This is a genomic window from Flagellimonas sp. B-3, from assembly GCF_056857835.1.
The window spans coordinates 266460-289654 of sequence record NZ_JBSXNW010000016.1 but is presented as its reverse complement, the minus strand read 5'-3'; the positions used below and the strand labels follow the sequence as shown (position 1 = coordinate 289654).

17 protein-coding genes are annotated in these 23195 nt (G+C 42.5%); 8 read left to right on the top strand and 9 right to left on the bottom strand.

The genetic code is table 11. The features are described from left to right. Positions 1-182 precede the first annotated feature (182 nt). The 5 genes from AC13CS_RS04660 to AC13CS_RS04640 all read right to left on the bottom strand — a co-directional run bounded on the left by AC13CS_RS04660 (position 183) and on the right by AC13CS_RS04640 (position 9202). A complete protein-coding gene (locus AC13CS_RS04660; RefSeq protein ID WP_163626043.1) occupies positions 183-1055 on the bottom strand; it encodes an alpha/beta hydrolase in 873 nt (290 codons plus the stop codon). Positions 1056-1134: 79 nt separating this feature from the next. After that, positions 1135-3048, bottom strand: coding sequence for a PI-PLC domain-containing protein (locus AC13CS_RS04655; RefSeq protein WP_293169168.1), 1914 nt, complete (start codon positions 3046-3048; stop codon positions 1135-1137). A gap of 65 nt (positions 3049-3113) precedes the next feature. Beyond that, the gene (locus AC13CS_RS04650; protein ID WP_482888541.1) at positions 3114-4637 is read right to left on the bottom strand and encodes a BspA family leucine-rich repeat surface protein; all 1524 of its coding nucleotides are present in this window, start codon (positions 4635-4637) and stop codon (positions 3114-3116) included. Positions 4638-4655: 18 nt separating this feature from the next. Continuing rightward, entirely contained in the window at positions 4656-6026 is a 1371-nt protein-coding gene (locus AC13CS_RS04645) for a RagB/SusD family nutrient uptake outer membrane protein (RefSeq protein WP_293169172.1), read from the bottom strand. 14 nt (positions 6027-6040) lie between these two features. Next, positions 6041-9202 carry a SusC/RagA family TonB-linked outer membrane protein gene (locus AC13CS_RS04640; protein ID WP_293169174.1) on the bottom strand — a complete coding sequence of 1054 codons (3162 nt, stop codon included), beginning with the start codon at positions 9200-9202 and terminating at the stop codon, positions 6041-6043. 360 nt (positions 9203-9562) lie between these two features. Here AC13CS_RS04640 and AC13CS_RS04635 point away from each other — a divergent pair, with 360 nt between their 5' ends. The 8 genes from AC13CS_RS04635 to deoD all read left to right on the top strand — a co-directional run bounded on the left by AC13CS_RS04635 (position 9563) and on the right by deoD (position 17019). Further along, complete coding sequence (locus tag AC13CS_RS04635; protein ID WP_293169176.1) at positions 9563-11380, top strand: alkaline phosphatase; 1818 nt, start codon at positions 9563-9565, stop codon at positions 11378-11380. 468 nt (positions 11381-11848) lie between these two features. Then, positions 11849-12910: a TlpA disulfide reductase family protein gene (locus AC13CS_RS04630; RefSeq protein ID WP_293169178.1), complete on the top strand. Its 1062-nt coding sequence runs from the start codon at positions 11849-11851 to the stop codon at positions 12908-12910. A gap of 118 nt (positions 12911-13028) precedes the next feature. After that, positions 13029-13271 (top strand): type II toxin-antitoxin system ParD family antitoxin, encoded by a 243-nt coding sequence (locus AC13CS_RS04625; protein WP_293169180.1) that lies wholly within the window; start codon positions 13029-13031, stop codon positions 13269-13271. After that, positions 13258-13551 (top strand): type II toxin-antitoxin system RelE/ParE family toxin, encoded by a 294-nt coding sequence (locus AC13CS_RS04620; protein ID WP_293169182.1) that lies wholly within the window; start codon positions 13258-13260, stop codon positions 13549-13551. The genes AC13CS_RS04625 and AC13CS_RS04620 overlap by 14 nt, the downstream gene beginning before the upstream one ends. A gap of 491 nt (positions 13552-14042) precedes the next feature. Then, the gene (locus tag AC13CS_RS04615; protein ID WP_482888540.1) at positions 14043-15122 is read left to right on the top strand and encodes a sensor histidine kinase; all 1080 of its coding nucleotides are present in this window, start codon (positions 14043-14045) and stop codon (positions 15120-15122) included. A 134-nt stretch (positions 15123-15256) separates the two neighbouring features. Next, positions 15257-15661, top strand: a complete 405-nt coding sequence (locus AC13CS_RS04610) for a hypothetical protein (protein WP_293169186.1) — start codon at positions 15257-15259, stop codon at positions 15659-15661. Position 15662: 1 nt separating this feature from the next. Continuing rightward, a complete protein-coding gene (gene deoC, locus AC13CS_RS04605; protein ID WP_482888539.1) occupies positions 15663-16304 on the top strand; it encodes a deoxyribose-phosphate aldolase in 642 nt (213 codons plus the stop codon). Between the two features lie 10 nt (positions 16305-16314). After that, positions 16315-17019 carry a purine-nucleoside phosphorylase gene (gene deoD / locus AC13CS_RS04600; RefSeq protein ID WP_482888537.1) on the top strand — a complete coding sequence of 235 codons (705 nt, stop codon included), beginning with the start codon at positions 16315-16317 and terminating at the stop codon, positions 17017-17019. An 18-nt stretch (positions 17020-17037) separates the two neighbouring features. Here the strand turns inward: deoD and AC13CS_RS04595 are convergent, their stop codons facing one another. The 4 genes from AC13CS_RS04595 to AC13CS_RS04580 form a co-directional block, all read right to left on the bottom strand. Then, positions 17038-18297 carry a mechanosensitive ion channel family protein gene (locus tag AC13CS_RS04595; RefSeq protein ID WP_482888536.1) on the bottom strand — a complete coding sequence of 420 codons (1260 nt, stop codon included), beginning with the start codon at positions 18295-18297 and terminating at the stop codon, positions 17038-17040. 163 nt (positions 18298-18460) lie between these two features. Continuing rightward, positions 18461-20230, bottom strand: coding sequence for an alkaline phosphatase (locus AC13CS_RS04590; protein WP_482888535.1), 1770 nt, complete (start codon positions 20228-20230; stop codon positions 18461-18463). Next, positions 20227-21357, bottom strand: coding sequence for an alkaline phosphatase (locus AC13CS_RS04585; protein WP_482888534.1), 1131 nt, complete (start codon positions 21355-21357; stop codon positions 20227-20229). Before AC13CS_RS04585 ends, AC13CS_RS04590 begins: the two co-directional genes overlap by 4 nt. Positions 21358-21437: 80 nt before the next feature. Next, the gene (locus tag AC13CS_RS04580; protein ID WP_482888533.1) at positions 21438-23183 is read right to left on the bottom strand and encodes a RagB/SusD family nutrient uptake outer membrane protein; all 1746 of its coding nucleotides are present in this window, start codon (positions 23181-23183) and stop codon (positions 21438-21440) included. Between the last annotated feature and the right edge of the window lie 12 nt (positions 23184-23195).

Here is a 23195-nt window from a genome sequence, read left to right as displayed (position 1 = left end):
TATAAATCTTTTCTTCATCTGGTTCTTTTGTACTTTTCAACCCTGAACAGGTACAACTATTAAGGGTTGGAAGTGACCTGTTAACAAAATACAATTATTTTTTCCATTACGCGTCCACAGATTTGGTTACTGCAAATTTAAAATCGTAACGTATTGATTTTCAATGAAAAAATATTACCTATCTAGATGTCTTTCAACCAATCCAAAAGAAACTGGCCCCATTTTGCAAGTCTACCCTTTTGTAGGGCCAGGGCAAATCCATGTCCGCCATACGGGTAAATGTGCATCTCAACCGATATCCTTTTGTCCTTGAGTGCCTTGACCAGCTGAAGGCTGTTTTCCAGCGGGACCACTTCGTCATCGGCGCTGTGGAGGATAAATGTGGGAGGCGTGTTTTCCCTTACCTGTAATTCATTGGAATAGTGCTCCACCAAATCGTCGGAAAGCTGCTCCCCCAACAAGTTTTTCTTTGAACCGTTGTGAGTGTAGTCTTCTTTCATTGTCACCACTGGATAGATAAGTGCCATGAAATCCGGTCGGTTCTCATCTTCAAAGTGTGTCCCAAGTGTGGAGGCTAAATGCCCTCCTGCCGAAAAACCCATTATTCCGACCTTGTTGGGGTCAATTTCCCATTCTTCCGCATTTGAGCGGAGCAGTTCCATTCCCCTCTTGGCGTCCAGCAATGGGGTGAGGTGCGGGACCTCATTGGATTCGTCCTCAGGCAGTCTGTATTTTAGAACGGCCGCCGCTATGCCATAGCCATTGAGCCATTTGGCAACATCCGTTCCTTCCTTGTCGTAGGCCAACACACCGTATCCTCCCCCGGGACATATCATGACCATCTTGCCTGTTTTGATGACGCTGGATGGTAAATACACTTCCAAACTAGGCCCTATGACTTTTGAAATCACCCTGGCCTTTGGATTCTTTTGTACTTCTTCGAGATTTGATTCTTTGGCATTCGGGATTTTTCCTTCCCAGAGGGGGATAATGTGGTTTTGGGCCATACACAAATGGAATGACCATAAAAATAGTATTGATACAATATATTTCATTTTCCTAGTTTTTGTCGACCATCAACTGTTTTGCGCATTTAAATTTTACTGTTTCCTATTGCTCTCTGGATGCCCTTTTTCAATCGCAGCCAACGACTTTTTCCAAATCGTTCTTTACTTTCTGTTGTTCCACATAGTTGGTGTACAGGCCTTCATATGGCCTATCGGAAACGGCAAACATGACATCGGTGCAACGGATATTGTCGTACTGACCGTCACCCGATGCGCTTTGCATGTGGAAAATCCGACTGATGTAGCTGTCGTCTTTTGCATCAATGAACGCCCCGATATCATTGCCATAGTTCCCAGGGTTTCTCCAATCGGGCGACACCAATTTGTTGTTTTCCCTGTACCGTCTGAGTTGGAGGAAGTTTTCTTGCAGTATGCCATCAGTTGTGGCAAAGGGCTGAAAGTTGTTGGTGTGCTCACTCTTGGTTATGTTGTTGTTCGGCTGTATATAGAGCACCACTTTTCCGAGCAGCCCCCCTTCCTTCGACCCGTTTTCGTCCATAAAGTACAAGGTCTTGCCATCAACAATCTTGTTTTGATCCACCAGATCCTCATTATGGAACCCGCTGGAACTATGGTACCTCAGCTTGTCCCCAAACTTGTCCTGCATCAAACGAATGATGCTTTGCCATTTGGCATTTGCCATCCATTGTTCGTACTCCTTGAGCTCTGTCATAATGAACAGGGGTTCGTGCTCTGGGTTGTCATTGCTCCAATTGGAGATATATGTTATCCAATCTTCCAAGAAAACGGACGATGGATTGTCCACGCTTAAATCTACCTCATCTCCTGGGGCATCATGTCCTAGAACAAGTTCCCCTATCGCTATAGACATCAATTGGACGGATGTATCTTTTTGTAAAAAAAGGTAATATCCATTTTCAGATGGGTACATACCCGCTTCTGCACCGGACAACATATCAGATTCATTGTTGTACTCATTGACCAAATTAGGCTTGCCATTGTCCATGATCAATTGCGAACCCTTTACATCACCATTGGCGCCATAGGAGTTCACAAAGAGTTTTCCATTGGTGATTGAAGCCTGTACCGTGCCAGTGAGCTGGCTTGATGTGCTTGTTTGGTTGCCGTTCGTTGTCCAAGTGTTTCCATTGGTATCGACCGATTCGACCTTGAAATTAGTGACGGTATTTACATTGTGCCTAAACATGTAAAGGTTGTTATCCTGCTCAAAAGGATACAGGGTTTCATTGGAGGGAACGGAATTTTGTTCATAGCGTGTTTCTCCAAGGGCAACATCTCCACCATCAAAAGAGATGTCGATAATCTTATAGGTGGTACTGTCCTTGGCATGCACTGCTGTGTAGGCTGTATTGTTGAACACAAAAGTGGACAGGTTCACATTGGTGTCCCCTATGTTTCCTGAATGCAAGGGAGTCAGTGAAGTGCCATTGAAACTGTAAATGATAAAGTCACCGGCCAATGGTTCGTATCCAAAAATATATAGCCCGTTCTGAAAAGGCAGTATTGAAAATTTCCTATCGACTTCGTCCAAACCTTCTCCTGTATTCTGGTAAACTATTTGTGGATTGCCATTGTCCAGGCTGAATATTTTGATACTGCCCCCGATTTTTGAATAGGAAAGGATATGTGGCTCTCCCATGTAATCGAACACGGTAAATCCATCCACTTGCTCGGCCCAAGTTGTCTGCAAGGCTTTTTGGGTATGGAAGGTGAACAGGTCGAATTCAAAAAACCTGAGCCCCCTTTCCAATTGTGTCTCGATTCCTTCCCTTTTCATCCCTCCAAGATTTCCTGAATAGGAATTGTGGGTCCCTGTAAAGAAAAACTGCCTATATATGGCGGTCGTGGAATCCGTAACAACAGGATCTGGATCTGGATCCGGATTCTGCCCCTGTTTTTGGGGGTCTGGTTTCACAGCGGGTTCTCCGCTGTCCGATGAGCAACCGTAGGCCACAAAAAAGCCCAACAATGCGATACTGAAGAGAGTTGATCTTGTCATACAACTAATATAAAGTATAAAAAGGGACCTGATCGGGTCCCTTTTCAATTAAAAATAAATCCATGTCAATTATCCCTGTTGCAGAACTCATTATTATCTGTTTTGTCAGCAACAAAATTGGGTTTATAGGCATCTTCCCATTGGGGTGCGTCGGTATCAAAATCGTAATTGCACATTACGTTGCTCACGTCCCAACCGGAAAGGTCTTGGTTGAACACCTTGTTTTCTTTGAACAGGTTCTGCATATTGACCACATTGCTCACGTCCCAACCGGAAATATCTTGGTTAAAGGCGCAATTTTCACCACCGAACATGGTTTCCATGTTGTCCATACTGCTCAAGTCCCAATTATTGATCGAGGGATTGTTAAATCCGCTGTCCTTGAACATGTCCCACATGCTTACCACCTTGCTCATATCCCATGCACTAAGGTCGCCGTTGTAATCGGATTCCCTGAACATTTCACGCATGGTGACCACATTGCCCAATTTGTCGCCCCAACCGGAAAGATCCTGATCAAAGGCATCGTTCTGCCTAAAGGTGGACTGGAAACTGGTCACATTGGAAACATCCCAATCACCGATGGGCTGGTTGAAAGGACAGTTCCTGAACATGTTCTTCATGGTCGTGGCACTACTGACATCCCATCCGGATATGTCTTGATCGAAAGCGGTATCCCTAAACATGGTCTCAAAAGTGGTTACATTGCCCACATCCCACTGGTCCAAAGGTTGGTTGAAATTATTGGCCTTATAGAACATGTCCCACATGCTGGTGACACCGCTCACATCCCAATGGTTGATGTTGCTGTTAAACGAAGTGGCTTCCCTGAACATGGTCCTGAAATTGGTGGTTTCACTAAGGTCAGGGGCATCTTCTGCCGTTATCTGAAGATTGGTGCACTTTCTAAAATAACCGCCATCATTGCCCAACTTGACCTGTCCCCAGTTAGTGATGTCGATGATATTCGATGCACTCGTCTTGGTCATATCAAAGTTGAACCCATTGATTTCTCCCCAAACAGTGACTGTATAGTCACCGGCCTCTGCGTAGGTGTGCGTGGCAGACTCAAGGTCGTAGGTGGCCACTATACTTTCCTGCCCATCGCCCCAGAATACTTTGAAGTTGTAAATCCCAGTCTCTATAAGTGGAAGGGTTATACTGCCATTGGCATCCACTCTCCAAACGGACACAAATTCATCATCGGACTCAAACGGTTCCAATACTTTTAGATTGATGGTGTATTCCTCTTCCAGCCCAAATCCGGATACCAAAAGGGAGGAAGTCCCAGTAGAAAAACTTTCCCCGGATGCGGGCGAGGTTGTGATTCCATCCTGCAAATGGATGGTGAGCACCATGTCACTGGCATCACAATTTTCCGGAAGGGAAGCTGTAATGCTTCTGGAATAATTGGTAACAGAAACCTCAATATCTTCCTCAATACAAGGGTTTTTGGAGGCTTCTATGATTATGGAGTCGATATAGACGTCCCTGTCGTCAAGGGAAAAGTCTGTACTGTCCACATCACAGGAACTGAGTGCAGCTCCGATAAATGCGATCAATAGGAAAAATTTATAAAATCGTTTCATTGTTTGTGTTTTTTTTGATTAATAGCCGGGGTTCTGTTCCATATCCGTAATATCAACTTCAGCCTGTGGAATAGGGGCCAACAATCTTATGGGGTCAACAGTGATACCTCTTCCTTCCGTTTGGAAGAAACTGTTCATAGTCTGTATGGCTTTGCCCGTTCTCAGTAGGTCGTACCAGCGGTGGCCTTCACCTGCCAATTCCAACCTTCTTTCGAAGGCAATGGCATTGCGCATGCTTGCTTGGTCGCTTGCAGTGGTGTTGTCCAGACCTGCTCTGTTCCTTACCCTATTGAGATAAATCTCCGCAGTAGAGGTCTTGTTGTTCTCATTGAGGCATTCCGCATATAGTAGCAACACATCCGCATACCTGACCACAAAGTGGTTGTCCCCACCATCTTCCCTGTTGCTGTTGGGTGATGGTGTCCATTTGTTGATATAGTACACATTGTTGGATTCGTTGATCAAGTTTCGACGAAGATCTTCTGCCTCGTATAAATTGTACAGGGAACTTTCCATGGCCATGGCCCCCATGCCCCCTTGGTCATCAGGTTGGGTAAATATGTAATAGAACCGGCTTCCTTCACTCATTCCATCTAAATTGGAAGTGTACTGAATACTGAAGACATCTTCATCGTTGCCTTCATTTTCCACACCAAAAAGGCCATCAATCGGAGCAAGGTCATATTTTTCGGAACCCACGATGATTTCCAATTGTGCCTCTGCCTTGCCAAAGTCCCCTAGTCTCATGTAATGCTTAGCAAGAATGGCACGTGCTGCATATTCATTTGCCCTGCCCACGCTATTGGTTTTTGGCAGAAGTGTTATGGCATCCAACAGGTCTGCCTCGATTTGCGTATAGATTTCAGACACTGGGGTCCGGACATCATCAAACGCATTGGTAGGATCGTCCACCTCCAAAACCAAGGGAACATCCCCATAGATTGTTGTAAGCTGCTCATATAAAAATGCTCTGATGAATTTCATCTCACCAATCCTTATACTTTTCAAGGATTCACTGTCATATAACACATTATCGATTACATCCAACACGGTATTTGCATATAAGATGCCCTCATAGGCATTCTCCCATATACTCCCAACAAAACCAGTGGTGCTGATCCATGAAAAATCTTCCAAAGGTCTCGCACCTCCATTGGAGTTTGGAGCTTGGATATATGCATTGTCAGAAGGAATCTCTCCCCACAGTATCATGTAATAATCATAGAGTGCCTGTAACTCATTATATGTAGCGGTCACTGTCGATTCAACATTTTCCTGTGTGGTGTAATAGTTGTCGGCCAAGATGCCTGTTTCTGGAAATTGGTCCAGTTCGTCTTCACATGCAAAGCATGAAAGCATTGCCAAAGTGTAAATATATATTCGTTTCATAACCATAATTCTTTTTATTGGAATGTTAGATTGATGCCCGCAGAAATGAGTCTGGGAACTGCCGTTGTGCCAAAAATATGTCCTCTGTTCAGTGGGTTGCCCGTGTTGCCTCCATCAGGGTTCATTCCCCTGAACTTGGTCCAAGTGTGCAGGTTATTGGCAGAGACATATACGCGTAGGTTCTTTAAGTGCAACTGTTCCAACACGTCGGAAGGTATGTTATACCCCAACTGTACGCTTCTCAATCTCAGGTAATCCGCATCAAGTACGTTGTAATTGGTGGGGTTTCTACTGGCAGACCTTGTAGCGGTGTTGCCATAAGCATCGGGAGGGGCCAAAAAACCATCCGGATTATGTACAGGGTCCCAATAATTGTTAAAATAGTGGTAGTTGGTATTGGTAAACGCCTCCCCATACTCCAAATATCTGGAAGTCATCTCATCAAAGGCCATTCTTCCCACGGTTCCATTGAAGTTCAAGCTCATGTCAAACCCTTTATAGGCGAGGTTTATTCCAAAACCATAGGTTACTTCGGGGTTGTAGTCGCCCAAAAGCACCCTATCATTGGCATCAATAGTATCGTTTCCATCCGTGTCTTGGAATATGTAGTCACCCACTTCTGCAGATAGGGTAGTATTCTTTCTATTGTTATATTCAGCTACTTCTTCCTCGGATTTCAAAATCCCGATGATCTTATAGCCATAAAGGTTCGCCAAGGACTCCCCTACCCGGGTAATGAATCTTTGATTTCCTCCTTCGAACAACTCATCGGCACCTCCAAGGGAAAGAATCTCATTATTGTTGGTTGCCAAATTGGCATCAAAGCCAAAGCTTAGATCCCCCAAGTTGAAATTAGATCCGCTGAGTTGGAATTCCCAGCCCTTGTTTCTCATTTCCCCAATGTTCTGAAGAGAATTGTTGAAACCAGTATGTTTGGGTACCGGCCTGTCCAACAAAAGATCGGTAATGTCTGCTACGTAGTAATCGACCCCTAGCCTGATTTTGTTGAAAAAACTCAAATCCACACCAAAGTTGTTGGAGGTATTAGTCTCCCAAGTAAGGGCATAGGATGGGGCACTGGACGGGGCGGCACCGGGATGGAGCGTACCATCATAAGGATAGTCCCTTCCTGTGCCAATGGAGGCATACTGTGCATAGTTGCCAATCTGATTATTCCCTGTTTGCCCCCAACTATATCTCAATTTTGCAAACGTGAGTATATCATTTTCCGGAAAAAAGGATTCATTGCTCAACACCCAACCTGCGGAGAACGAACCAAAGGTTCCATACCTATTGTCCCTTCCGAATCTGGAGGAACCATCGGTACGTATGGATCCCGATAGGAAATAGGTATCCTTGTAATCATACATAATCCTACCAAAATAGGAGAGCTGTGTCCATCGGCTTCGTGATGCCCCGGCCGTCTGCACAGTAGAGCCATCTATATTTTCAATGATATCGTTTGGAAAATCGAACCCGTCAACGGACAGTCCAGATGAAGAGCTTTTCTGAAAACTTTGTCCTGCCAATGCATTGAACGAATGCTGGCCAATATCGAAGGTATAGTTGGCCGTGTTCTCTATGAGAACATCCCCCTGATCGCTTCTGCTTTCCGACCCCTGCTGAGGATTTCTTTCACTGATCAATTCACGGTATGCACCGGTGAGCATTGGCGCATACTGGTCGGTAAACTTGTAGTCTAACAGATAACCCAATGAGGTCTTTAGTTCCAGATTGTCTATAGGCTCATAGGAAAGATAGGCATTTCCGAAAGTCCTGAACTCTCTTCTATCATACTTGGACAATTCTGCCATGGCCACAGGGTTTTCTTGCAAGTTTGCATTATAGGGCCTGTTTGCACGAATTTGTGCCTCAATATTGTACCCGGTTGGGTGCGAATCGTCATAAGCAGAGAAAAATGGGTACATATATACCATGGCTCTGCCTGCTGGATCTATAGGGAACCTATATTGGTTACTTCCATTGGTAAGTCCTCTTTCAGAATAGTAACCGTTCATGTTTGCCCCGAACTTCAAGCGTTCACTCAATTTGGTGTTGAACTTGATGTTAGTGGTATAACGTTTTTGGTCTGCAGTAATCACTATACCTTCCTCATCGGTGTACCCCAATGATACTGAATAGTTGGTGGCATCGTTCGAACCCGATACATTTATATGGTGGTTCTGTACTATCCCTGCCCTGTACACAGCATCTTCCCAGTTAAAATCCATTAGACCCTGTTCGTTATTCAGGTACGGAAGGGTATAATCCAATAAAAGTTCCCGCACGTTTGCTCCATTAGCAATACGCTGTGCCTCTGTGTCATTAACACTAACATTGCTATGGTTTTTCAGATATGCGTTGTTTCGTCCGTCCCTAAAGAAAATGGCCGCATCATAAGCGTTCAAAAGGTCGTATGTCCCGGTACGTTCTTGTATCCCGGCCACGGAATTAATCTGAACTGTCGTTTTTTTGCTCCGTCCCTCTTTCGTTGTAATCATGATAAGCCCGTTGGCCGCCCGAGATCCATAAATGGCCGAAGAAGCCGCATCTTTTATCACATCAATGGATGCAATGTCATTGGGATTGATGACATTGAGGGAGCTTCCTTCTGCCAACGGAAAACCATCGACCACCACGAGTGGGTTTGCGCTTCTGGTAATGGAGCCCGCACCCCGTATGGTTATAGTATTACCATCCCCAGGGTTTCTTGCGTTGGTCAAAATGTCAACCCCAGGTAGTTTTCCTACTATGGCCTGGTCGAAGTTGGCGTTGGAATACTCCTGGATACTTTCTGCATCTATACTGACCACCGAGCCAGTGATTTTTTCCTTGGAGCTTGTCCCATAACCAATGACCACCACATCATCAAGAACATTGCTGGCCTCTTTCAAAACAAAATCCAGGGTGAATACAGATGGGCCAACAGTTTTTTCCATTGTTTCAAAACCCATATAAGAAGCCACCAAAACAGGTGTGTCGGAACTGGTTTCAATGGAATATTCCCCATTAAAGTCGGAAATAGCCCCATTGTTGGTTCCCTTCTCCACAACACTGGCCCCTGGAAGGGGGTACCCATCACTATCGATAACAGTACCATTTATTTTCTTTTGGGCCCACGAAACCGTGGTAAGGCCAATTAGAAAAATTGTTACCAAAAATTTAAATTTCTTCATATTAGGTTGATTATAATTGTTAATTCGGCAACCAAATAACAATAAAAAAACGATTTCGTTAATACGCCTACATCAAAACTTTATGCAAAGGTTTGCATTGGTTAACCTTTAATTTGCAAGCATTTAACCGCTTGTTTATCCCCTATTTGAAAACATTTTATAAAGGGTGACAACAGTCTCTGCAAGGAGTGTGAAGGTACCCCCCTTCCAACTCTTTGATCCTTAGGGGTTGCAACACCTTTTTTTGTGCAAACCTTTGCACAATATTTTTTTAAAGAATGTATTATTTGTCGTTGTTTTGAATTGTCCAATTTTCCCAACTGGGTCTGTGGATGAATCTATCCTTTATAAATGATTTCTATGCACCTTACATTGCACAAGTACAAGATTTCCTTGCTCCATTTGGTCGTTCTCATTGGTGTTTTCCAATTCCAGTCCAACGTCCATGGCCAGAGCATCCATTCACACAATGATTATGAACAGGCTGTTCCTTTTTGGGATGCTTTTTCTGGTGGTCTCCAATCTTTTGAAGTGGATGTGTTTCTAAAAAACGGAGTATTATACGCCACTCATGAGGAATCCGAAATAATCGAGGACAGGAACATTGAAAATCTTTATCTCCAACCTATACAAAAGGCCTTGGCTCTGAAACTTGGGAATCAAAAAGCCATCCAAGTGCTCATCGATATCAAATCCGAAGCGGAACCGACTCTGCAAGAATTGATCAATGTGTTGGAAAAATACCCGGATATCATAGGGAACAACAATATCACCTTGGTCATTTCGGGAAATCGTCCGCCCGTCGAAACCTACCCAAACTATCCACCATACATCAAGTTTGATTATCAAAGCTTGGAAAACTTCAACAACGAGAAACTTTGGGACAAAGTGGCTTTGATCAGTCTCAACTTCAAGAAGATTTCTCCTTGGAACGGGTTGGGAAGACTAACCTCAGATGACCTTGACAAAGTAAAGACCATCATCGATAAGGCACACAGCTATGGAAAACCTTTTAGGTTTTGGGCCACTCCCGATACCAAAACGGCTTGGCGGGCACTTGCTGATCTTGGAGTGGATTTCATCAACACGGATATGCCCTTCGTTTGCATCGATTTTGTCAATTCTTTGGAAAAAAGGAGATACGGAAACAAGATTTTCTCTGAAGTTTATACTCCCCGATATACCGTAGATCAAAAGGAAAAACCGGTGAAAAACATCATATTGTTCATCGGCGATGGAAATGGGTTGAGCCATATCTCTTCAGCAGCCTTGGCCAATGGGGGGGCATTGACCCTGACACAATTGAAGAGCATCGGTTTTCTGAAAACTGCCTCAGCGGATGATTTCACCACCGACTCGGCTGCTGCGGGCACTGCTTTGGCAACCGGAAGCAAGACATACAATCGTTCCATTGGGCTCGATACCTTGAGGGAGCCTCTGGTAAATATTCCCGAAAAACTAGCCACATCTGGCTTTATTTCTGGTTGTGTAACCACAGACAAGTTGACCGGGGCCACACCAGCTTCCTTTTATGCGCATCAGGAAGACCGGTCACAAGTAACCTCCATTGCAGCAGATTTGTTCAATAGTGAGCTTTCTCTATTTGTAGGGGGAGGAAAAACTGATTTTGAAAACAAGGAAAACCTAGTTGGCTTCACTCTAGTGGATCATATAGATGATATTGGTGATTCTGACCATGAGAAGGTCGGTCATTTTTTTTCCAATGGCGATGTGCCAAGTGTTCTGGAAGGAAGGGGAGATGCATTGGCCAGGGCGACCAAAGGAAGCATCGATTTCCTAAAGGCAAAGAACAAACCTTTTTTCCTGATGGTGGAGGGTGCAAAAATAGACAAGTATGCGCATAAAAAAAGCGTGGCGGGCATTGTAAGTGAGGGGATAGATTTTGACAGGGCCATAACGGAGGCCATAAAATTTGCCGATGTTTCGAAAAATACACTAGTCATTATTACCGCCGACCATGAAACCTCTGGTTTTGCCATTCCACAGGGCAATCTCAAAAGCAGGACCATTGAAGGGGATTTCACCACTTTTGACCACACTGCGGCCATGGTGCCCATTTTTGCCTATGGTCCACACTCCCATGAGTTTCAGGGTGTGTATGAAAACAATGAAGTTTTCGATAAAATAATGAACATCTTGAGCATATACCTTGAATGAATTTTTAACGATTAGTTTAGTTAGCTTTTAGATGCTGATGTTGAGAGAGCTTGGGAACAAAACCGTTCCCAAGTTTTCCCAATTATAACCTGTCACCACTAGCTAATAGATCAGATTAGACTCGTCACTTTTCCATGGCCTTTACTACTCCCTTCAACTACCCTCCACTTTGGTATTCGCTATCTAGGAGTAAAACATTCTGCTTTATTCAACAAATCTTGACTCATAAAGTTGTAAATGACAACACACCATCGGGCATGGTCTCCGTAAGCTCCCTTTTCTTTCTAAATTTTGAGCGTAATTTTATTTTATGAAAATTCTATTGATTGAGGACGAACTATAGGTACAAGGCACATGTCATATTCTATTTTGTGAAAAATGAGAAAATATTCATTGTAAGAGTTTTGGGCGGTCGGATGGATTTTCCAAAACACCTTAAGTAAAGTTCAAATAAAGGATTCCCAATTTATGAAATCAAATACGCTAGCCTTATTTTTAGTGTTTTCCATAGTAATACTTGGATGTACCACCAAACCAGAAAAAGGTTTTTTGATCAATGGCAGAATAAGTGGATTGGACAATAGATATATTTATTTAGTATACGGAAACAAAATCGATAGCTCAAAAGTTCTGAATGGTTCATTTTATTTTGAGGGGAAAGTTTCCTATCCTAAAAAATCTGCATTATATCCAGACTTACCATCCTCCAAGGAACAAATGACAATTGGAGTCTTAATGCTGGAAAACAGTGAGATAGATATTGTGGCAAGATATTCCGAAGGAATGACAAGTTCAGGACCAATCAAGTTTTTGGATATTGACAGTATCAATGGATCCAAAAGCCAAGTTCTTAAAGACCATTTTGAGGGAAAAATGCACCGTACCGTTTTTGAAGAACCAAATGACAGTATTAAGACTGAAACATTGTATGATAATTTGTTTGAGTTTTTATCTGCAAATCCAGAATTAGAATTGAGTGGGGAATATTTGGCAGATTACAGCACTCCTGGATATAATCTGACTAGCGACCAAATAAACAATCTTTTTGTTCTTTTGGATACCAGTTACCAAGACGAGCAAAGTTTGGAAAAAATAAGTAAAAACATAAGCCAAAGGAAGCTATTGGAAATTGGCAACACTCCACCTAACATTGTTTTGCCTGACATGGAAGGCAACCTGTTGGATAGAAAAACACTAAAGGGAAAGATTGTTCTATTGGATTTTTGGGCTTCATGGTGCGCTCCATGCAGACAAGCAAATCCAGAACTTTTGAAAATTTATGAGAAATCAAAAGATAAGGGGTTTGAAATTTTGGGAATTTCAATAGATGAAAACTCCCAAAAATGGAAAGAAGCGATAATAGAGGATGGTATTAGCTGGTTGCAGGTTTTGGATTCTTTAGGAGAAACTAAAAGAACATATAATTTAAATTCCATTCCATTCAATATACTATTAGACCGTGAAGGACAAATTATGACAGTTGATGTAAACCATGTCGAATTAACTAGAATCTTAGAAACCGAGCTATGATAAACAATAGCTGACCAACCTATTAGCGAAGAGTAAATTCCACTATAAATTTTAAAAAGAGCCGTACACACCACTGGTGGTGCGAAAAAGTGTTATATTGCATCACAAACATAGGTTTATGGAAACAGTTAGAAAGTCAATCACTTTTACAAATCAACAAGATAGTTGGATAAAGCTTAGGGTTCAATCAGGTGACTTTACCAATGATAGTGAGTATATAAGGGATTTGGTAAGAAAGGACCAAGAAGAGAACATGAAACTCGCGGAGCTTAAGGCCGCAATTGATGATGGATTGCAAAGTGGCAGAAGTAATCTCAAAATAAGTGACATTATCGCAAAAGTTGATAATGGGGAATTATAATTTATCCACCAGGGCCCAATACGACTTAGTTGGCATTTATAAATATGGTATAAAGTTTTTTGGCCCTCAACAGGCCTCTAAGTATTTATTGGATTTGGAAAGTTTTTTAGAGGAACTGTCCGAACGCCCAGAATTGGCCAAAGACGCATCGGCCATTTCCGGTCCTTTAAAATACTACAGCTATAAAGCTCATGTTATTTTCTACCAATTTGATAGTGTTGACGAAATTTTTATTGTCAGGGTGTTGGGCAAACGCATGAATTTTGTTGAGCATCTTTAAAGTTTATAAAAACGATTGAAAAGTGGCTAAAAAAAGGGCTGAACATATTATTCACTGAACCCAGTCAGGTCACTTTTTAGCAAACCATAAGAAATTAAACCCTGTAATTTAAATTACGGGGTTTTGTGTTTTTTAGACCTATCTTAATTTGATATAATATGGTTTAAAAGGGTTCACAATACGATCTAAGATGGTATGGATTATGGTTTTCCCTCCAAAAAATGATGAAACCTTAGTGACAATCAATAAAATGTATTTGCTTATTACTGTTTCACGCTATATTTTAACGAGCTGGTAAAAAAGAGTGGTATTGTCTTTTCAATTAAAAAATGTGTTGGCCATATTTGTCATTTCCACTTATTAAACCAAAAAGTATGCAGATATAATTTAGTCCAAGTTGGTACCAGATAACCGACCACGAGATGAATTGATAAAAGAGCCCCTGTTTTCTCACAAAGGAAGATGGAATGATAAAAACCACAACAAAAACAATGAACCCCCAATTAGAACCTTTTTTTGACCAATCCATGGATTGTCTCTGTATTGCAGACTATAATGGGTATTTTGTGAGAGTGAACCCTGCTTTTATAAAGCTATTGGGGTATACCGAAGAAGAGCTGGGCTCAAAATTAATTTCCGAATTCATCTATCACGAAGATAGGGAACGAACGGCCGCTCACAGGGAAGAACTAAAAAACAATGTTCCACTGGTGAATTTCGAAAACAGGTATGTGTGCAAATCAGGAGCTATTGTCTGGCTACATTGGACATCCATACCGTTGGAAAATGAGCGATTGATCTACGCCATAGCCAAGGATATTACGCATACCAAAAAACTGGAAAAGGAGCGCATATTGCATTTAAGTCAACTGTCCAAGGTAAATGAAAAGCTTAAACAACAGAACTATAGCACCTCACACGACCTTAGATCGCCTCTTAACAATATGCTGTCCCTGGTCAATTTATTGGATTTGACCAAAATTGATGATGTGGATACCAAAGAAATACTCAGTCTAATAAAACTATCCGCCGAAGGATTGAAGAATACCATGAACGCATATATTGATTCCTATTCCGAAGAGGACGTTCGGAATATGGTGTTGGAAGATGTCGATTTTAAAAATGTTTTTGATAAGGTCCAGAACTCTATAAGCTCACTTATACAAAGGGCAGGTGCCAAATTCCACATAGATTTTAGTGCCATGCCTAGTGTCCATTTCAAGGATATTTACATGGAAAGTATTTTTTTGAATTTAATCACCAATTCCATTAAATATGCCAGACCCAGTGTTCCTCCCATCATCTCAATAAGCACAGCACAAGAAAATGGGAAAAAGAAACTAACCTATACGGACAATGGTCTTGGCTTTGATATGGAGAAAGTAGGCACCCTTATTTTTAAGTTGAACGAGAAATTTCATGGTAACGAAGACAGTAAAGGTGTTGGCTTATATTTAGTCCACGAACAGCTTACCAGCCTTGGTGGAAGTATTTCGGTGGACAGCAAGGTTAACCAAGGGACCACCTTTACGATTCTATTCAAAGCACAAATCCCCTCGATTACAAATTGATCGCACCACCTAATTTGTTTGTGCCAAACCAATTATGATAACATTTGAGACATTTTTTCCAAAAAACAATTGAGAAATGTCATTTTAAACCTATTTGATTAATCTTAACTTTAGTTGAGTTTAAAAGGATAATCATGCTAAATTCTGAGAAAATAGGAAACGAATTCTACCAAAACCTTGGCAAGCTGTTTTATGCCGTGGCCATGGCAGATAACAATGTAAGGCCCATCGAAATAAAAAGGTTGCGGAAATATGTTCGGCAACATTGGCTGGATATGGATGAAATTGAAGATGAGTTTCATACCGATGCCGCCTATCAAATAGAAATTGTTTTCGATTGGTTAAATGGAGAGGAGAAAGATGGTGGAGAATATTTCAAGGAATTCAAGGAGTTTTACAAAGAACATCCCGAAAAATTCACCGAACCTATCAAAAAATTGGTTGTTGAAACCGCCGAATCCATAGCCAAATCTTTTGCTGGGAAAAATAGATCGGAGATGTTGGCTATCTTTAAGCTCAAACAGCTCTTTAACCATTAACATGTCTTTGGAAAAATATATAGATCACACCAATCTAAAACCCACCGCCACCCATACCGACATAACAAAGTTATGTAGGGAAGCTATTGAACATGGTTTTTATGCTGTTTGTGTAAACGGATGCCATATACCTTTGGCCACAGAAGTTTTAAAAGGAAGTCAAATAAAAACGGCTGCCGTAATCGGTTTTCCCCTTGGGGCCATGTCTACCAAGGCAAAAGTGTTCGAGGCCATGGACTGCATTAAAAATGGTGCGGACGAAATAGATATGGTAATTAATATTGGATGGCTTAAATTAAAAGAGGTTGATGCTGTTAGAGATGAGATCAAAGCGATAAAACAAGCGATTGGCAGCAATATTTTGAAAGTGATCATAGAAACCTGCTACCTGAGCGATGAAGAAAAAAAACTTGCCTGCACCCTAGCGGTTGATGCAAAGGCGGATTTTGTAAAAACATCCACTGGGTTTGGAACCGGAGGTGCCACTTTGGATGACGTGGCACTCATGAAAAGCGTTGTGGGCAACAAGTTAAAAATAAAAGCTTCCGGTGGTATAAAAACAAAGAAAGAAGCCCTACAATACATAGAACTTGGGGTATCTCGCATAGGAACCTCATCAGGCCCTGCTTTAATTGAACAATGATAAATTAGGAATGAGCACCCATATAGAAGCCAAACAAGGAGAAATTGCCGAAACAGTGCTAATGCCGGGCGATCCCTTACGGGCCAAGTGGATTGCCGAAACTTTTCTCGAAAACCCGTTTTGCTATAATAAAATACGGGGAATGCTGGGCTACACGGGCACATACAAAGGCAAACGGATTTCTGTACAAGGTAGTGGTATGGGTATGCCTTCGGCCATGATCTATTTTCATGAACTCATCACAGATTATGGGGTAAAGAACATCATCCGGGTGGGTTCCGCAGGGTCATACCAAGCAAACGTAAAACTTAATGATGTGGTTTTGGCCATGGCCGCTTCCACTACTTCAGGCATCAATAACTCCAGGTTTATTAACTCCGACTACTCCCCAACCGCCAATTTTGAACTCTTTTTAAAAGCCGTTAACTATGCCCAAGAACAAAACATTCCCATTAAAGCAGGCAATGTGCTTTCTTCGGACGAGTTTTATGTGGATGACCCCGAGGAATACAAACTCTGGGCGGAATACGGTGTACTTTGTGTGGAAATGGAAACCGCCGGCTTGTACACCATAGCCGCAAAATATAATGTAAGGGCATTGACGATTCTTACCATTTCAGATTCCCTGGTAACTCAAGAAAGACTCTCGGCACATGCTCGTGAGACAACATTCAAGGATATGGTAGAAATTGCCTTGGCGGCTGCTTTGCCCTAAAAGTAGGCTTTAGGCTAATCATTCATCTCCGGTAGAAACATAATCCTTTGCCACGGGCAACTCAAAAAGCTCCAAAGAAAAATAAGGTAGGGCAGCGAGCAAATGGTCAAAAATATCGGCCATCACATATTCGTAGTTTTCCCATCGCTTATCCGAACTAAAGGCATATATTTCCAAAGGAATACCTTGCGGAGTAGGCTGCAACTGCCGTACCATCAAGGTCATTTTCTTGTTTATGGCGGAATGATTTTCCAGATAATTGGTCACGTATTTTCGGAACACACCAAAGTTGGTCAGGTTTCTTCCGTTCACCAACAGTTCCTTATTGATATTGTTTTCTTCATTATAGGCCCTGATCTGTTCGTTCCTAGTACCTATGTAACCTTCTACCAGTTGGATCTTTTTAAGCTTTTCTATTTCCTCTTCAGTTAAAAACCGAATACTCTTTTGCCGTATGATCAATGATCTCTTGATTCGCCTTCCGCCCGAAACCTGCATGCCCCTCCAATTTTTGAACGAATCAGAAATCAAAGCGTAGGTAGGTATCGTGGTGATGGTCATATCAAAATTTTGAACCTTAACCGTGGCCAAACTAATCTCCACTACATCACCATCGGCCCCATATTTTTCGAACGTAATCCAATCGCCAATGCGCACCATATCGTTAATGGTAACCTGAATACTGGCCACAAAACCTAAAATGGAATCCTTAAAAATGAGCAGTATCACTGCAGAGGCAGCACCCAATGCGGTAAAAAATTTCCATACCGTGGTATCGGTAACGATAGCAAAAACAGTGAGCAGCCCCACCACCCAAGCAAAGATCATAAATACCTGAACGTAACTGTTTATTGGCTTGTCCTTAAACTTGGGACGGGTTCTCAAATATCCGTTCACGCTTTTAAAAAACTTCCGAAAAATGACCAAGGTCAAGAAGACAAAGAGGATCTTAATGGTTTTTAGAGCTAAAATCTCCGCATAATCAAAATCTGCAAAAGCTATGGGAACAAACTCCAATAAGATGGTCAATGGTACAATATGAGCCACATAACGCGGAACCCGGTGGGCCACCAAAAAATTGTCAAAATTGTTTATGGACTTTCGGGCCAGCCTTACGGACAATGCCCGCAATACTTTCCAAATGAGCACATCCAGCAACAGTACTAGTACAAGAACAACAAGCATAAGTACAAATACGTTGAGGTAAGCAGCCAAGCCTTCGCTCATTCCTGTCTCCAACAAATAATTGTAAAGCAAACGACCCAGGTCTTTGTCCATAGTTTCCAATTGAAAGAAATACGGTACAAAATTACAGAATCTAATCTTGCTCCCAATATATGGGGGTCATCATTTTATCCGAGAAAAGCAGGTTGTATGATTTGATAAGGTTTATCAAAAAAACCAAAGGCATTACGTGCCTAAAATGCCTTTGGTTCTATATTTATTTCAATACCTCTAATATTATATCGAAGATATCTGTGTTCTCATAAACACCGCTAAAATTTTTGGCTCCGGGCCCATAAGCAAACAAGGGCACCATAATTCCTGTGTGGTCAACGGTTAAAAAATCACCTTGCACGATACCATCTTCCATGCTGCCACCAACTATTCCAAAACCAGAAGTTTCGTGATCAGCAGTAATGATCACCAATGTATTTTTGTCGGCATCGGCAAATTTTAATGCCTCTGCAATGGCTTGGTCAAAATCCAACATTTCCCGGATTATGTCGCCAGTGCTGTTGGAGTGTCCTCCATTATCAATTTGGGCACCTTCGACCATCAGAAAAAATGGATTGTTTTTGGCCCCCAGAACAGTTAGAGCCTTTGCAACACTTTTTGGAAGTGCATCTCCCCTACCATCCGCGATAGACGGAGCTTTATTGTCGCCCAAATAAATAGCTGTCGGTCTTTTAAAATCGGAGAAGTGTTCCAGTTCCTGTTCGGAAAATACCGCTTCAATGTTTTTTTTGTTCTTTTCCCCACCCGCAATAAAAAAGTCCAATGGACTGCTTTTTAAATCCTCTATCAAGCCTGGGGTATCATCTCGTTCAACCCTATGGGCGTAGAATGATGAGGGCGTAGCTCCATAAATGGCATCCGTGGCAACTATCGCCGTATTGAAACCCTTTTTGCTCACCATATCCACTAAATTTGTCAGTGGTTCAGCCTGTGATCCTGTGCCTATGGCCCGGTTGTTGGTCTTTCTACCTGTAGCCATGGCGGTAGCTCCAGCGGCAGAATCGGTGATTAAATCATCATGTGAAGCTGTTTTCACCAATCCTATGTTTTTTAACCCTGTTACACTTAGTTTACCCCGATTGGCAATCATGGCCGAGCTAATTTGCGCCAATCCATTGCCATCACCTATCATTAAAATAATATTGGTAGGCTTGGTATCGGTATTGTATGCATATTTGGGTCGGTACACCTCAACTGTATCCTTTAATGTGAAGGTGTTTGCATCCAGTTTATCCAAATACTGTTTGGCCAAGGCCGGTCTGTCCGTATTGATATAATCCACACCTAATTTTGCCAAACGTGCCCAAGCTGTTTTGGTATCCGGTGTGCCCCAAAATCGAAATGGTCTTCCAGATGTTTTGGCTTTGGCTATGGCCTTTTTTGCTTTCTCCAGATCAAGGGCGGTCATTCGTCCGTATCCATTCCATACAGAATAGTTTTTGTAACTGGAACTGATCAATGCAACTTTGCTTAAATCCATGTGTTCCAACTCGTCCAAATTCTGATGGTCGAACCAAATAAAACTTGGGTAATTTTTGTACTCTTCTGGTTTAGGCCGATTGCCAGAAATCACAAATTTGATTTTGTCCGCTTTGATCAAATTTGGGTAAGATCGCAGTATTTCTTCCAATTTTCCCAGTGTGGCATATGCTTCGGACTTGATGTCGATAAGCAATTGAAGTGGCCTGAGTTCCCCTGATCTTTCCAAACTACTGAGCCTGTTCAAATACAGCTTATCAAAGGTTTTTCCCTTGACTATCTCATCTTCGGCATGGGTAACATAGAGGGAGTCATTCCTTAAAAACACATCGGCCTCTATGGATGATGCCCCATTGCTGTAGGCATACCAAAATGGCAGTTTTTGGGCATAATCGTTATGGGAGTGGACTTTATAAACGGTCTGGGCAAAGATTTTTCCCGTAACGAAGAAAATCAATCCAACTATAACTAAAAAGGCTGCTCTCTTTTTCATTTTGCTTGATTTATGGCATTGATCATTTTATGGTAAATCTCGTTGTTTTCATAGATGCCCTGGAAATTGTCCGACCCCTTGCCCTTGGCAAAAACAGGGATTAATTCCCCGCTATGCTGATCGGAATTGAAGTAAACGGTCACTTTTTCGGGCACTTCCCTTTTTTTGCCCGTACTTTTGTCCACTTCATAATGTTTGCCAATACTCACTCCTCCTGTTTCATGGTCTGCCGTAACCACCAGCAAGGTATTCGGGTTGTTTTCCACATAATCCAACACAACTCCCAAGGTCTTATCAAAATCCAACACTTCGGATATCATCATTTCGGCATTTTCTGCATGTCCGCCCCAATCAATGTACGAGCCTTCGACCATCATAAAAAATGGCTCCCCTTTTTGATCAAAATAATCCAAGGCCATGGTAGTTGCTTCGGATAAATAATTGGCCCGCCCATCAATTTTTGAGGGAATCCCATCATCGGCCAAAACATAGGCATTCCTTTTGTCCTTCGCGGTTTTTGATAGTGCCAAGGTATCCAAATGATAGTTTTTGTCCTTTAATTCCTCAAAAAGATTTCTTCCATCGTTTCTTTTATTGAAAAACTTTCTTCCTCCGCCCGCAAAAAAATCAACTTCAGCCTCAATCAACTGTGAAGCAATCTCATTGTGCATGCCACGGTCGGTTACATGGGCATAAAAGCTCGCAGGCGTTGCATGTGTAATTGTGGTAAGACTGATCAAGCCTGTTTGGTATCCATTCCCCTTCAACTGTTCCAAAATGGTTTCTTGCGGAAGCGAATCAACAGATACCCCAATGGCCCTTTTATAGGTTTTCTGTCCGGTTGAAAAGGCGGTGGCCCCAGCGGCCGAATCGGTGATGGTATAATCCGTTGCCGATGTTTGGTGAAATCCAATTTGCTTGAACCGTGAAAAATTGGGCAGGCTATCGCCAAAATAATAGGCCGTTGATACTTGTGGAACACCCATCCCGTCGCCTATCATAAAAATAATGCTCAGGGGCTCTTCATTGATGGATTCTATAGGTTTTTCTTCTTTTTTTGATGTGGTACAGCCCAAAATCCATAGAACGGCCAAAGATGCAGCAGCTTTTTTAAATGAAATTTTCATGAATCTGTTCTTTTTCTTTTATAACATGTAAGCGGCAAGTGGATAAACCAACCTGCCGCTTAGCTAAAAAATACACCCTACTAATAACCTTCATTCTGCTCCAAATACCCTGCAACATTGGATGCGCCATCTATGGCGTCTTGTGGAATCGGGAACAATCTGTGATGAACGTTGTCATCTGTTTTTTCGGTCCAAGTATCTTCGTAACGACCAAACCGGATTTGATCGCTCCTGCGGAAACCTTCCCAGTACAACTCAAATCCTCTTTCACGGAACAAGATATCCAAATCGATAGCGGAAAGTGGTTCCGGAGTCTGCTCTGGACGTGCCGTTCTGGAGGTTCTAACTGTATTTACATCAGCCAGAGCACCGGCATTATCACCTGTCCGTAATTTAGCTTCTGCACGCATCAAATAGATTTCGGCCAAGCGCATCAAAACAAGGTCTACGCTACTGTAATTGTTGCCATTTGGCGAGGTACGGCTAAACTGGTATTTGGATACGCGGTAACCGTTTTTGTGCAATCTGCCTTCGTTGGAGAAATCCACCTGCAAGGTATGGTTCACATAATCCACATCCTTATCGGGACCATTCCCTTTTCTTTGGATTACCGGATAAATACGGTAACCTTCGTCGCAGGTGTAAAAAGAGCCGTTTTCGTCTTTGCGCGGCCCCCAAATTACACCTCGGATAATTCCCCTGTTGATTTCAAAATCTTCAGCGGACATGCAGTAGTAATGATCTTCATCATTTTCCGGTGAAACACCCGTCAAGTCCCTGAGCTCTTCAGGGATAATCTGGTTTTCCTGATAAAATCTGGCATCGGCCTCCGCCGGGTCAACATCGCCGTAGGCATCTACCCAGGTCTGATAAAAATCCGGGGTAATGGCCGGCCCATCGGTACCATCTGCGCTGGGGTGTTCCGGTCTGGGATACCAAGATCCCGCCAACGACCAATAGGCCCATCGGCTGTGCTCCCTGTTCATCACGCCACGTTGATCCAAAGCAAAGATCAACTCTGGGTTGTCGTGGTTTTCATCATTAAAAAGCTCAAAATACTCTGGGGACAAGGAGTACATTCCGGAGTTGATGATATTGTCGGTGTACTCAATTACCTTGTTCATATCTTCTGAGGTAAAATCCGGTGTTCCGTAGGGATCGCGGTACACGGCAGCATTTAGGCTCAATCGGGCCAAGAACCCCCAAACGGTTGCTTGTGTTATTCGTCCCGGGCCTCTACTGGTATTGATCACATCAACAACTGAAAGCAGTTCACTTTCGATGTAATCAATGGCATCTTGCCCTCGGATCACTTCTGAAAGCTCACCTGAAGTTTCTTTCTTAAAAGCCAATCCCCAACTATCCAAAGTAAGCATGTTCAAGTAGGCCCTTAGGGCAATCATTTCATATAGCCCCCCCTCTGCCTCGGCATTTCCTTCTTTCGCAAGGGGCTGTAAAACATCAATTGCCGTTATTGTCCTGGATATGTTTCGTGTCACTTCGTTCCAAGAGCTTCCTACCAAACTATTACTTGGAGCAATATTGTGGCGATGTACTTCTAAAAACTTCCCATTATCGTACCAGTCGACCCCACCGCGATAAGGTAATATGGCCTCATCGGACGGAATTAACTGCAATCCATAGTAATTGGTGTGCCTCCAAGTCCAAGAAATTTGCCCATAAGCCGGAGCAATGGCCCCGCTTATGGCTTCTGCCTGTCCACTACCTTCCAGGGATTCGTCGATAACTTCTTCTTCAAGATCGGTACAGCTTACGTTTGAGAGCAAGCCTATTCCAAATAGTGCGATTATTATTTTATGCTTCATTTTTGAAGTGTT